This is a genomic window from Photorhabdus hindustanensis, assembly GCF_002968995.1.
In the GTDB taxonomy this organism is placed as follows: Bacteria; Pseudomonadota; Gammaproteobacteria; order Enterobacterales; family Enterobacteriaceae; genus Photorhabdus; species Photorhabdus akhurstii.
Map to the genome: position 1 here is coordinate 21,749 of NZ_PUWT01000032.1, position 14,179 is coordinate 35,927.

The window sequence follows — 14,179 nt, forward strand, 5'->3', positions numbered from 1 at the left end:
TTACACCATATCTTTTAGTCGATAAATCCATTCTAATGCTTGACGCGGAGTCAGTGAATCTGGATTAAGATTTTCTAATGCTTCAACCGCCGGTGACGTCTCTTCTGTTAATAGCGCGAGTTGCGGTGTATCGACATGACTTGCCGTTGCATGGGTGGATAGCGATTCCAGCTCTTTAAGTTTCTGACGCGCTCGTTTAATCACTTCACGTGGAACGCCAGCGAGAGAAGCAACTGCCAACCCGTAACTCTTACTGGCTGCGCCTTCTTGTACGCTGTGCATAAATGCGATGGTATCGCCATGCTCTACCGCATCCAGATGAATATTAACCACGCCTTCAAGTTTTTCCGGCAATGTGGTCAGCTCAAAATAGTGAGTGGCGAACAACGTCATTGCTTTAATGCGGTTTGCCAGATTTTCTGCACATGCCCATGCCAGAGAAAGGCCATCGTAGGTTGATGTCCCTCTGCCAATCTCATCCATCAATACCAAACTTTGTTCTGTCGCATTGTGCAAGATATTGGCGGTTTCGGTCATTTCCACCATAAAGGTTGAACGGCCGGATGCCAGATCATCAGAAGCGCCTACACGGGTGAATATGCGATCAACTGGGCCAATAACCGCTTTTTCCGCTGGTACAAAGCTACCGATATAGGCCAGAAGTGTAATAAGCGCTGCCTGACGCATATAGGTACTTTTACCGCCCATGTTTGGACCGGTAATAATCAGCAGACGCCGCTGTGAAGATAAAGAAAGAGGGTTTGAGATAAATGGCTCACTCAGAACCTGTTCAACAACCGGATGACGACCACCGGTGATTTGAATTCCCGGTTTATCGCTCAATGTTGGGCAAACATAATTCAGGGTTTCAGCGCGTTCCGCCAGATTTGCCAATACATCAAGTTCAGCCAGTGCTTCGGCACTGGTTTGTAATTCGGCCAAATGAGGCAGCAGCAGATCGAATAATTCTTCATAAAGCGCTTTCTCTATTGCCAGAGATTTCCCTTTAGAGGTCAGAACCTTATCTTCATACTCTTTTAGCTCAGGGATGATATAACGCTCAGCATTTTTTAGTGTCTGGCGGCGGACATAATGAATTGGCACCAGATGGCTCTGCCCTCGGCTGACTTGAATATAGTAGCCATGAACACCATTAAAGCCGACTTTCAGAGTATCAATACCCAATTTTTCCCGTTCACGGATTTCCAGTTGTTCCAGATAGTTACTGGCGCCATCAGCCAGTGTGCGCCACTCATCCAGTTCACTGTTATAACCTGGTGCGATTACGCCACCATCCCGAACCAATACCGGCGGGGTTTCTACAATTGCTCTTTCAAGTAATTCCTGTAATTCATCAAACCTGCCGATATTTTTCTGCAATTGCTTGATATAGGAGGAATCTGAGGAGTCCATAATTTGGTGGATATCCGGTAATTGCTGGAATGCATGGCGCATTCTTGCCAGATCCCTTGGTCGAGCGGAGCGTAGAGCCAAGCGTGCTAACACACGTTCGAGATCGCCTACCTGTAACAAAAATGGCTGCAACTCCAGCCCAATTTCCTGCAAGGTAGCAATGGCTTGTTGACGATTTTCTAATATCTGGCGGTCCCTGACAGGGGCATGCAACCAGCGTTTCAACATTCGGCTACCCATTGGGGTAACACACAGATCAAGAACAGAAGCGAGCGTATTATCTGTACTGCCAGACAGGTTTTGTGTCAGTTCCAAATTACGACGGGTTGCCGCATCCATAATAACCGTATCTTGCTGACGTTCCATCGTAATGCCACGGATATGTGGCAGCGCCGTGCGTTGAGTATCTTTGACGTATTGCAACAGGCAACCAGCGGCACGCAGAGCAAGTGCTGCTTTTTCCACACCAAAACCGATGAGATCACGGGTACCAAATTGCAGGTTCAATTGCTGTTTTGCGGTATCCAGTTCAAATTCCCATAAAGGGCGACGGCGCAGGCCATGAAAATTTTCAATTAGAGCCATATGCTCAAAACTTTCAGGATAGAGCAATTCAACAGGGCGGCTACGTTGCAATTCAGCGGCTATCGTTTCCCGTTCTGCCATTTCAGATATTTGGAAGCGGCCAGATGTCACGTCTAGTGTGGCATAACCAAACCCTTGATTATCGTGCCAAATAGCCGCTAGCAGGTTATCCTGCCGTTCCTGTAATAGTGCTTCATCTGTCACGGTTCCGGGGGTAACGATGCGGACGACTTTACGTTCAACCGGGCCTTTGCTGGTGGCAGGATCGCCAATTTGTTCACATATAGCGACCGATTCACCTAATTGAACCAGCTTAGCTAAATAGTTTTCCACTGCATGATGTGGCACGCCTGCCATAGGGATAGGATTGCCGGCTGATTGACCTCGTTTGGTCAGGGAAATATCCAGCAATTTTGCCGCTTTTTTGGCATCGTCATAAAACAGCTCATAGAAATCTCCCATTCTATAAAACAGCAGAATATCAGGGTGCTGTGCTTTAAGACGGAGATATTGCTGCATCATGGGCGTGTGAGTGTCGAAGGTTTCTGTATTAATCATGCGGTGGTCTTAGTTAAGTTTGTGAATCAATTCTTTCGTTATGGTATCGCACCAAGCTTTAAACTTACACAAGTAAAATCTGGAAGCAATTCGCAAATTTAGTTGTAATTTTGGTCTGGTTAATTTGGCTGTGTGTAGAAGATAAAGCTGCGTTGCCGAAGTGGTTGAAAGAATTTCCCAATGTTGACTGGTTTTTGCTTTCTAATACTAACAACCGTAATTGCATTGTTGATAAAGAACTTCCTCAGTGATGATAGTAAGATTGTTGAACTCGGTATTGATGTCGCCGTCAGTATGACCAATCTAAAATCTGAGCAAGTGTCTTATTAGTTTTATCATCAGCTTTGCCGGCAGCCTAACCCTTTATGTGCTAAGAACTTTCTTATGGAAATTTTTTGTTGAAATTATGGAATGCTAAAATGGCAGAAGCCTAGCAATTTAGCTAGGCTTCGCAGGTCCCTCAAAGGGGATAAATATTTGGGGCCTCTATGGGCAACAGCTATATTGTGGGCGATCTTACTGGAGAAATCAAGTGTTATGATTTTGATAACAATTGACTTGCATTTATGGATTTAATTATTGCCAATTGGATTTTAGTGATAATTTCTTTGGGTAAAATTTGATTTAAATAACCTCTATTAGTTCTTGGCCTTTGTAGCCGTTTTCGACTGACTTGTTGTACAAGATCCGCTTTTGCCCAGCGTGTTATTTGTTCAAAATATTTCATATTTTCAATAACGTTTTTATCAATTACAACGTGCATTCCACGTTGTAATTTATTTTGATCACATTTGCTTGATAGAGGAACAACTATACAGGCATTGCCATCTATTTTACCGTTTATAATAACGATAAGCCGATTTTTTACCATTTCAGGTGGTATATGACCATCATAGGAATTAGTTATTATTTTGCCTTCTTTATTTTTTGGGTAATTCCCATAATCACATTCCAATATTTCTCCCACTTTGGGACTAAAATTTATAGGCACTTGTTATTCCTCTATATAAGGTGATAGATTCTACTATGACTTAATGATTTTTACTAAGGACTTATTTCAATAGGATTATATAATGGAAATCGGCCATTCTCATCGATGTAAAATAAAAACGGTTGATTACTGAAAATTGTGATGTATATCATATTTTAAATATGGATGAAATTTGCTGTATTCATTAGTCGTACTACTACAGCCGTAAAAGCCCAAAGTCCGTATTTTTTCTGATGTTCATGACGCAAAAAAATCGCATGGTTTGAAAATTTCCTGTGAGCGTTTCTTCTGTTGAAAAAAGGAAATATGGCTGTAGTATTCTAGAGAAAGCACTAACTGAGTGGCTGGATTAGTTTATAATTCGTGACATACATTCACTTTAAGTATCACTATATATTTATTTTTAAACCATTGTCATTGGATGATGATAATTGAGTGGGACAGTAATAATAGATGTGTTAATCAATTATAAATGCGTGGTTAAAATATAGTTTTTACATACAGAAGTTAAAAAATAAGAAATTATAAATGAATTGTTTTCCAAGTATATTCAACCAAAAGTATATCTTTGTCATAAACAATAATACATGAGTTTGAACCCGTATTGAGCTTACATGTCGAATATTAGGTTAACTCCAGCAAATTAAGTACCACTGGCCCGATGCAGCGCAGTGAATGTTTTCCTTTAATGCATCGGGCCAGAAAATTACGCTTGTCTTATGCGAAGCTGGTTCCTTCCAGATTATTTGATCACAGAAGCGTCGATCAAGGTGATACCACCGATGATAGCCCAAGTGGTCCACGGTGATGTAGTTGATGAAGTAGTTTGCCAGAGATGCCAGAGTGCCTTATCAAGGCCAAGCACAAAGACCTCAATCCGGCCGTCTGAATTCTTCGCTACTGTTGGGGCACTGGCGATTATGCCTGTAAATGAGCTCCAGTTAGACCACGGGCCGTTATGATAAACCTGCCAGGCGCGCCAGAGCGTGTTATCAGCGCCACGTGCAAAGACCTCAAGCCGACCAGAGAGATTCTTCACTACTGCCGGGGCGCTAGTGATCACACCATCCAAACATTGCCAGTTTGACCACGAAACGGAATCAGAGCTGATCTGCGAGATATGCCGGAGTGTGCTATCGGCACCGCGTGCAAAGACTTCAAGCCGACCATCGCAGTTGTCGATGACCACTGGGTCGCTAGTGATCACGCCATTCAACGATTTCCAGCTTGACCACTGATCGGTGTGGGCAGCGGTTTGCCAAATGTGCCAGAGAGCGTTATCGGAGCCGCGTGCAAAGACTTCAAGCCGGCCATCGGCGTTGATATGTGCAGTTGGGTTACTGGTGAGCGTGCCACCCAGAGATTTCCAGCTTGACCACGAATTGGTATGGGCAGAGGTTTGCCAGATGTGCCAGAGAGCGTTATCGGCGCCGCGTGCAAAGACCTCAAGTCGGCCATCCGAGTTGATACATACCTCCGGGTTACTGGTGATCCCACCATACAGCGGCTGCCAGCTTGACCAAGTATTGATATCGGCAGCGGTTTGCCAGTTGTGCCAGAGCGCATTATCCGTGCCACGCACGAATACTTCCAATCGACCGTCCGCATTACGACAGACGGCGGGTTTGCTAGTCACGACTCCGTTAACTTTGTTCCAGCCGGCCCAGGAGGAGTTTGGCAGCGGTGTTGTTTGCCAATTGTGCCACACTGCGTTGTCAGCGCTTACACCGAAAACCTCAAGTCGATTATCGGCATTGTTTGCTATTGAGACAATTCCAGATAATGCTATCGCAGAGTTCTCGATTGCTATCTCACTGGCAACATATGTTTCGGTATTATCTGGCGTTGGCATTTTAATAGGTTCCTTTTTCATATATATTCTCTTTAAAAATAGTTTTTCGGACTTAAAAAAATAATCATTTAATGAGAGGGATATTCGACTTTATATATTGATATATTCACTAGCCTCCTATGTCGTTTTATTAATAAAATAAACTATGGATTTTTTTTTGTTAGCCATTGATCTATAAAGTATTATGTAAATATGGTCTCGAATTATGTGATTATATGTTTATTCACATGGGATCATATCAGTGAAATAATTTTTAAATAAACTGTTTTTATTTTAAAGTCCTCGTGGATTCTATTTTAACTATATTTTTTTCATGGTTTTTAAGTTTTGTTTAAAATATTTTATGTAATAATTATTAAAGCACACAATTCATAATCTGGCCATTGAGAAACGCAGATCCTGATTTAATCATGTACCTAAAAGAGGTTATTCTGTTTAAAGTTGTTTTCCAGACATATTCGACTAAGAGCCTGTTTCAGATAGACAAAAATATGTCCTGGTTATCAACAATAATATGTGAGTTCGAATCTGTGTCAGGTTGGTGTATCGAATATTGGATTTTTACCGGCAAATTAGGCACCACTGGCCCGATGAAGCGCAGTGAATATTTTCCTTAGCGTATCGGGCCAGAAGGTGACGTTCATCTTGTGCAAAGCTGGATTTATTCCAGATTATTTGATTGCTGAAGCGTCGATTAAGTTGCCATTGAGGGATACCCAAGCGGACCACGATGGTGTGGCTTGCGAGAGCGTTATCGGTGCCACGTGCGAATACTTCCAATCGACCGTCTGTATTGATATAAACGACAGGTTTGCTGGTTACATTTCCGTTAAGTGAGATCCAGCCAGACCAGGAAGAGCCTGAATGTGGCGCTGTTTGCCTATTGTGCCACACGGCATTGTCAGTGCCCACGCCGAAAACCTCAAGCCGGCCGTCGGTGGTGTTGACTACCGAGACAATTTCAGACAACGCGATTGACGCGTTTTCGATTGCTACCTCATTTGCAACAAGTAACTCGACATTATCTGGCTTTGGTATATTAATAGGTTCTTCTTGCATATAAATAAGATTCTAAAATAGTGCTACATCTTATACTACTCATAATTCCATATATAACAATGGGTTGAAGAAAGTCATATGTGGCAGAATTATGAAACGCTATTTATATCCTCGTTAGAAATAATTTTTCAGATTCAATAAATAGTCATTTAATAAGCAAGGTGTTTAATTCTGTGAATTAATATTCTCACTTTTACTCTTATATTCTTTGAAGAAATGATTAATGTTTTATGTGATGCTGATTGATGGTCCGTGAAGTATTAAGTGGATGAGATGCTACATTATAAAACCTCGTGTGTTTATATATATTTTTACATACAGTTATTCAAAAATAATAAATTATGAATGAACTGTTTTGCTGTTTTAAAGTTTCATCTTTATTATATTTGAAAATATATTTTTATCATGATTGTTTTAATTGCATTAAAAACATTTGATAATCTTTACGGAAGCAAACAGTTTGATGACTAGCATTAAAAAACGCAGATTCTAGTTTATGAATGTTCTATAAAATGGAGGCTTTGTTTGAAATTGCCTTTTGGGTATATTCGACCAAGAGTCTACATTGGATAGACGAAATTATATTTTTGTCATAAATAACAGGCTCGAGCTTGAGTAAGTGTCGGGCTTGCATGTCGAGAATTGAGCTAACTCCAGCAAATAAGATATTACTGGCCCGATACAGCACAGTGAATATTTTCTCTAATGCATCAGGCCAAAAGGTTATGTATATCTTGTGCGGAGCTGAGCTTGACAGATTATTTCATTGCTTAAGCGTTGCTCAAGGTGTCCCGAGGGATGCCCAGCTAGACCATGAACCGGATGCTACCTTCTGCCAGATGTGCCAGAGCGCGTTATCGGTACTGCGGGCAAAGACTTCAAGGCGACCATCGGCGTTGATATATACGGCAGGGTTACTGGTAATTGTGTGCCCTAAAGATTGCCAGCCTGACCAACCGGAATTGGGCGCGGTTTGCCAGATGTGCCAGAGCGCTTTATCAGCACCGCGCACGAATACTTCCAATCGACCGTCTAAATTACGAGAAACAGCGGGTTTGTTAGTCACTAAGACAATGTTGGACATCGCGATAGATGAGTTTTCGGTTTTTAGCTGTATTAGCTCATTTGTAACTGAAAGCTCAGTATTATCTGGCTTTGGTATATTAATAGATTCTTCTTGCATATATATATCCTCGTTAGAGATAATTTTTCAGATTCACTAAGTAGTTATTTAATAAACAAGATATTTAATTCTGTGAATTAACATTCTCACTTTTACTCTTTATTCTTTGAAGAAGCAGTTAATGCTTTGTTTGATGCTGATTGATGATCCGTGAAATATTAAGTGAATCAGATGCTACATTATAAAACCTTTTCTGTTTATATATATTTTTGCATACGGTTATTCAAAAATAATAAATTATGAATGAACTGTTTTGCTGTTTTAAGGTTTCATCTTTATTATATTTGAAAATATATTTTTATCATGATTGTTTTAATTGCATTAAAAACATTTGATAATCTTTACGGAAGAGAATAGTTTGCCGATTGGCATTAAAAAACACAGGTTCTAGTGCATGAATGTTCTATAAAACGGGGGGGTGTTTGACATTGCCTTTTTGGGCCTAATTCGACCAAGAGACTACATTGGATAGACAAAACTATATCTTCATCATCAACAATATGCGCGAGTTTGAGAGAATGCTTGGTTTGCGTGTTGAGAATTGGGTTGATTCCAGTAAATTTGGGTTGATTCCAGTAAATAAGGTATTGCTGGCCCGATGCGGCATAGTGAATGTTTTCCTTAATGCATCAGGCCAGGCAGTTATGCGTGTCTTGTGCGAAGCAGATTATTTAATTGCTGAAGCGTCGATCAAGGTGCCGCCGAGGGATACCCAATCGGACCACAATGATGATGTAATTTGCTGAATATGCCAGAGTGCGTTATCCGCACCGCGTGCAAAAACTTCAAGCCGGCCGTCAGAATTCTTCGTCACCGTAGGAGCGCTGGTAATCACGCCGGACAATGAGGCCCAATCAGACCATGAACCCGATGCTGCCGTCTGCCAGATATGCCAGAGAGCGTTATCAGGGCCACGTGCAAAGACCTCAAGCCGACCATCGGCGTTGATATGTACCGCAGGGTCGCTGGTGATGACGCCAGACAGTGACTGCCAGTTTGTCCAACCTGCATTAGGAGCAACTTGCCAAATGTGCCAGAGAGCGTTATCGGAACCGCGTGCAAAGACCTCAAGCCGACCATCAGAGTTGCTGATTACCACTGGATTGCTCGTTATCACACCACTCAGTGATTGCCAATTTGTCCAGGGATAGGCATGAGAAGTCGTTTGCCTGATGTACCAGAGAGAGTAATCGTTGCTGCGCGCAAAGACCTCAAACTGACCACTGGCGTTGACATATACCGTTGGGTCACTGGTAAGTACGCCATTTAGTGACTGCCAATTAGACCACGGACCGGCATGGGGTGCGGTTTGCCAGATATGCCAGAGTGTGTTATCGGAACTGCGAGCAAAGACCTCAAGCCGTCCATCGGAGTTGACATATACCACTGGATTGCTGGTGAGCTGACCACCTAAAGATTGCCAGCCTGACCAACTGGTGCCGGGGATGGGGGCGGTCTGCCAGTTATGCCATAAAGCATTATCTGTGCCACGTACGAATACTTCCAATCTACCGTCTGAGTTAATGTGAACGGCGGGTTTGCTGGTCGCTCCTTCATTTAGTGAGTGCCAGCCAGACCAGAAAGATATGGTATTTGGCGCCGTTTGCCAGTTGTGCCACACAGCATTGTTGATGCTCACGCCAAAAACCTCTAGCCGACCATCGGCGTTGTTTGCCGCCGAAATAACTCCGGGTAACGCAGTCCAAGAGATTTCATTGGATACTTCTATTTCGTTTGCAACAGATGACCCGGTATTATCTGGAATTGATGTATTAATAGATTCTTTTTTCATATATATATCCTCTTTAGGCATGGTTTTTTAGACTCACTAAATAGTCATTTAGTAAACAGTATATTTAATTTCACATTAATACTTTCGATTGCATTCTGTATATTTTTATTTATGAAATGAATAAGTAATATTTTATTTGACGTTAAATTATAATTCTTGAGTTTTCATAAAATGTGATCTTATATTATGGAGGTCTATGTGTTGATATGTATTTTTAAATTCGAATATCTAAAAAACATTAATTATATATAAACTATTTTCTTATTTTAAAGTTCTCTTTGTTTTCTATTTTAAGTCTGTTTTTTTGTGGGTATTTTTATTCAAAATATCTGATAATCATTATTAAGGTATATAATTCGTCATCTGGCTGTTGGGATAGCTCTAGCAAATAAGATAATACTGGCCTGATGCAGAGTAGCGAATGTTTTCTCAATGCATCGGGCCAGAAAATTACGCATGTGTTGTGCGAATCTGTCTCCTTTCAGATTATTTTATTGCTGAGGCGTCGATTAATGTTCCCCCTAGGGATGTCCAATCAGACCACTGATTGGAATGGGGAACAGTTTGCCAGATGTGGTGGAGTCCATTACCGCTATCGCGCACAAAGACATCAAGTCGGCCGTCAGCGTTCTTCGTGACATCTGGGGCGCTGGTGAGTCCTCCATACAATAAGGCCCAGCCTGACCATGAACCAGAATAAGTGTCAGTTTGCCAGATGTGGTAGAGTGAAAGTTCTTTGTTGGCGCCGCGTGCAAAGACTTCAAGCCGACCATCGGAATTCTTCACCACCGCAGGGGCGCTGGTGTGTAAGCCACCTAATGAAACCCAGTTAGACCACTGATTGGAATGGGGAGCGGTTTGCCAGATGTGGTGGAGTGCGTTATCGCTGCCGCGTACAAAAACCTCTAGTCGACCATCAACAGTGAGGACAACCACAGGATCGCTGGTGAGAATGCCGCCTAATGATTGCCAGCTTGACCAATAACCGGTATGGGGAGCAGTTTGCCAGATGTGCCAGAGTGCGTTATCGGCCCCGCGGGCAAAGACCTCAAGCCGACCATCGGCATTGATATGGACTGCCGGGTTACTGGTGATCACTTGGCCTAGAGAATACCAGCTCGACCAAGGATTGGAGTGGGGAGCGGTTTGCCAAGTGTGCCAGAGTGTGTTATCAGGGCCGCGTGCGAAGACCTCTAGCCGACCATCGGCGTTGATATGTACCGCAGGGTTACTGGTGAGCGTTCCGCCTAAAGATTGCCAGCCTGACCAACCAGCGTTGGGAGCGGTTTGCCAGTTATGCCACAGCGCATTATCGGAGCCACGTACGAATACTTCTAATCGACCATCTGAATTGAGGTAAGCGGCAGGTTTGCTGGTCGCTTTTAAGCCAAGTGAGGTCCAGCCGGTCCAGGAAGCGCCTGTATGTGTTGTTTGCCCGTTGCGCCATACTACGTTGTCACCACCCACACAGAAAACTTCGATCCGACCATCAGAGGTATTCGCCACTGAGACAATGCCAGACGCCGCGATAGTAGGGTTTTCGATTTCAACCTCATTTGCATCAGATGATTCGGTATTATCTGGATTTGATGTTTTAATCGGTTCTTTTTTCATGTGTATATCCTTGTTAAAAATAATTTTTTATATTCATAAAATAGTCATTTAATAATCAATGTTTTGATTTTTCTTAAAAAATAATAGCTAATGTTTTATTTGGAATTAACTTATGACAATTAAATTATCGATAAGATATGATTGTATATTATAGATCTCTATAGGCTGATGTATATTTTTACATACGATCATTTAAAAACAATTAATTACATGTAAACTATTTCATTATTTAAAGTTTCATCTAAGTTATATTTTAAATATATTTTTAAAATTGTTTTAACTTCATTAAAAGTATCTGATGGCATATTGTATTTATGCAAGAATTTAAATTAGTGGCGAGATTTAATTTTGAAAGTTGTATTAATTCCAGAGAAATAAGAGAAAATAATTTATATTGATATATTGCTCTAACCTTAATTACATTCTTTTACCAGAAAGTGGCATATCATGGATATGCCACAGATTATTGACTAGCTTAACGAATGAATTTAAAAATAAGTTGTGATACCGGCACGAAACGTTCTTCCCGGTGAAGGGATATAGCCGAGGCTAAGAGGCTGGATATAATATTTATCGAACACATTATCCACACCAAACTCAAATTCGACATGCTTATTTATACGGGCAGTTAGAGAGATATCGGCTACAGTTGCAGGTCGCCAGATAATGGGCGCCAACAGAGGAGCAGAACCGCGTCCTGGTTTTCCTGCTGGCACAGATCGTTGACCATAATGGGAAATTCTGGCGTTGGCAGATATCTTGTCATTTAAGAATCGCTGTGTCAGATCGAGTGATACCGCATATTTAGGCGGAATGTGATTAGTTGCATAATCCGAAGGGAGACTACGTGCAGCACACCCGTCATTTTCCGTGCAGAATTTGACTTTTGTATAGTAATTCATCGATAAACGGGCATCAAAGTGATCACTATGGTAAACACTTGCCAATTCCAATCCGGCAAATTTTGCTTCTTTAATATTACTGATGTACATGTTCCAGTAATCATCCATCCATGCTCGGCTAATATAGTCTTTTACCCGGTTATCAAAGTAGGACATTTTGATATCGAAGCTATCATTTTGAGCAATGATATTCGGGAAGCGTGAGGTCAGCCCGACTTCGATATTTTTTGAAATTTCAGGTTTTATATGATCGTCAACACTCATCATGTAGCCGCGAATACCTTCAACCATTGATGGAAAACGTGGGGCATAGGCATATTTGGCGTGCAGTGCTGTTTCATGATTAAGTTCAAGCTTAGTACCTACCCAATAGCCGTGAGCATGGTCTCGCTTATTGTTGACTTTCCCAGAGGTGAGCTGTGGTAACCAAGAGCTACCCGGACGAGCTGGACTGTAATCTTCGATCTGATAGGACTTAAAATCCCACCCGCCCATTAGGGTCAGACGGTCGGCAAGCATATAATTCCCGCTCAGGAAAAAACGGCCTTCTTTACGCTCTCCTTCCCGATTAACGGCATATTCCCATTTACCTGCGCTGGGGCCTGTGCGTTCACGAATAAAGCTGGCGCCGTAGTTCAACTCAATATCTTGCATTGAGAGCTCAAATAATGAGGTGTTACTCAAATTCACCCCTACTGTGCGCATGAATTTTTTATCACCGAGGGTATTATTTGCGGTTCGAGGGCGGTCGTTAACCCGTGTTTGCCATACTCCGATATCTAAATTAATCCAGGGATTTGACGCAGGTTCCCATTTATAGTTGAGGCTGTGCCTGTTCATGTTGAGCCGTGTCAGTGGCCCCTGTTCCAAGATCATAAATGTTTGGCTCAGGTTTGCCATATCCGCGACATAGGATTCTCCGTAGAGATTTTGGTAATGGCTAATGATAGCGGAAATTTCATGACCATCGCCAAAACGAACTTTTCCTTTACCCAGTAATGACTGGCTATCTTCAGAAGTGTTAGGGACGGCATCCCCCATTGCATACAGCGAATAACCGGCCATCTGTTCACTGAATTGTGGAATGCGACAATCTTGTGGATCACTCTCACACAAATAACCTGGCATTCCACGTTCCTTAGCGCCCGGTCCGTGTTTGCCTGAGTGGTAATTGCCCCGCTTGCGCTGAGAAGCGCCAAACAGCAATTCATAGGAAGGTTCGGCCATCGCGAAAACAATACTCCCGGTGCGATTCTTAGCGTCGAAAAGAGAGTTTTTTGAGGGGGAAGGCCAGTCATTGCGTTGATAATCGTCAGGATTGGAATGGTTGCTCAACAGACTTCCTTTCAGGCGAAGCCCTACCTTTTGTCCGTCAAGGAGGATATCACTGGCTTCAATGGTTTTTATCTCCACCGTTCCCCCAATAGCTCCCATGCCGCCTTTTCCTGTCGGGCCTTTATTGATATCTACCCGGCCAATGAAATCGGGATCAATAAAGGAACGGTTGGAGACACCTTGATAACCACGGTATAGCGCGGTCTGGTTAGATGCGCCGTCAACTGTGGTTAAGACTCGGCCTTGTCCTTGCAAGCCCCGGATATTCACATCCAGACTGCCTGAACTGCGTGCTTCGCCAGATAATACGCCCGGTGTGGTTTTAAAAATATCGACAGGGTGGATCACACCGAATTTTTCAATATCTTTACCTTTGATAGTGGTACTGTCGAACCGCAATGGTTCATTACCTGAGTATCCGCGATTGCCTGCTACTGTAAGGGGATTTAGTACGACTACACCTTTGGTGGTCATCTTCTTTGTCATTTTTACCAGCGTATAACTGCCATCGGTACGTTGGGACAGTTGTAAATGACTGCCTGTGAGCAGTTGAACTAAACCCTGATGAGCAGTAAAACTGCCGTTTAATGAAGGTGCTGTTAGCCCGTTGGTTAAATTCGGATCGAAAGAGAGCGCGGTACCGGTTTGCGCCGCAAAGTGGGACAACGAATTGCCTAATGAACCTGGTGGAATATGAACGGAATAGAGAGTATCTGCTGGTGTGGTAGCGTAAAGGGAACGTGCCGGCAGCAGTATTAATGATAATAACAGAGCGACTAAAGACTTTTTTTGCCAATGTGGTTGTGAATCTCGGCAGTCAATATGATATGGCATAGTAATTTTTTGATATGGCATAGTAAGTTCTCCATAACTTTTTAAACTTCTTTTATTTCTA

The 14,179-nt window shown here is 42.4% G+C and carries 8 protein-coding genes; all 8 read right to left on the reverse strand.

The features are described 5' to 3' along the window. Entirely contained in the window at window positions 1-2,556 is a 2,556-nt protein-coding gene (mutS, locus tag C6H66_RS13115) for a DNA mismatch repair protein MutS (protein WP_105395829.1), read from the reverse strand. A 535-nt stretch (window positions 2,557-3,091) separates the two neighbouring features. Next, window positions 3,092-3,547, reverse strand: coding sequence for a type II toxin-antitoxin system PemK/MazF family toxin (locus C6H66_RS13120; RefSeq protein WP_036808434.1), 456 nt, complete (start codon window positions 3,545-3,547; stop codon window positions 3,092-3,094). 742 nt (window positions 3,548-4,289) lie between these two features. After that, entirely contained in the window at window positions 4,290-5,420 is a 1,131-nt protein-coding gene (locus C6H66_RS13125) for a PLL family lectin (protein ID WP_105395830.1), read from the reverse strand. Between the two features lie 540 nt (window positions 5,421-5,960). After that, window positions 5,961-6,458 (reverse strand): DUF8189 domain-containing protein, encoded by a 498-nt coding sequence (locus C6H66_RS27470; protein WP_479687611.1) that lies wholly within the window; start codon window positions 6,456-6,458, stop codon window positions 5,961-5,963. Between the two features lie 781 nt (window positions 6,459-7,239). After that, entirely contained in the window at window positions 7,240-7,641 is a 402-nt protein-coding gene (locus C6H66_RS13135; protein ID WP_181150204.1) for a DUF8189 domain-containing protein, read from the reverse strand. A gap of 667 nt (window positions 7,642-8,308) precedes the next feature. Continuing rightward, entirely contained in the window at window positions 8,309-9,433 is a 1,125-nt protein-coding gene (locus C6H66_RS13140) for a PLL family lectin (protein WP_105395831.1), read from the reverse strand. 486 nt (window positions 9,434-9,919) lie between these two features. Beyond that, on the reverse strand, window positions 9,920-11,047 hold the full coding sequence (locus C6H66_RS13145; RefSeq protein WP_105395832.1) for a PLL family lectin: 1,128 nt from the start codon (window positions 11,045-11,047) through the stop codon (window positions 9,920-9,922). 488 nt (window positions 11,048-11,535) lie between these two features. After that, entirely contained in the window at window positions 11,536-14,139 is a 2,604-nt protein-coding gene (locus C6H66_RS13150; RefSeq protein ID WP_105395833.1) for a TonB-dependent receptor, read from the reverse strand. Between the last annotated feature and the right edge of the window lie 40 nt (window positions 14,140-14,179).

Bases quoted from the DNA above. Each gene is read 5' to 3' on its own strand.
- mutS (WP_105395829.1), bottom strand. From the start codon at position 2,556: ATGATTAATACAGAAACCTTCGACACTCACACGCCCATGATGCAGCAA.
- C6H66_RS13125 (WP_105395830.1), bottom strand. From the start codon at position 5,420: ATGAAAAAGGAACCTATTAAAATGCCAACGCCAGATAATACCGAAACA.
- C6H66_RS27470 (WP_479687611.1), bottom strand. From the start codon at position 6,458: ATGCAAGAAGAACCTATTAATATACCAAAGCCAGATAATGTCGAGTTA.
- C6H66_RS13135 (WP_181150204.1), bottom strand. From the start codon at position 7,641: ATGCAAGAAGAATCTATTAATATACCAAAGCCAGATAATACTGAGCTT.
- C6H66_RS13140 (WP_105395831.1), bottom strand. From the start codon at position 9,433: ATGAAAAAAGAATCTATTAATACATCAATTCCAGATAATACCGGGTCA.
- C6H66_RS13145 (WP_105395832.1), bottom strand. From the start codon at position 11,047: ATGAAAAAAGAACCGATTAAAACATCAAATCCAGATAATACCGAATCA.
- C6H66_RS13150 (WP_105395833.1), bottom strand. From the start codon at position 14,139: ATGCCATATCAAAAAATTACTATGCCATATCATATTGACTGCCGAGAT.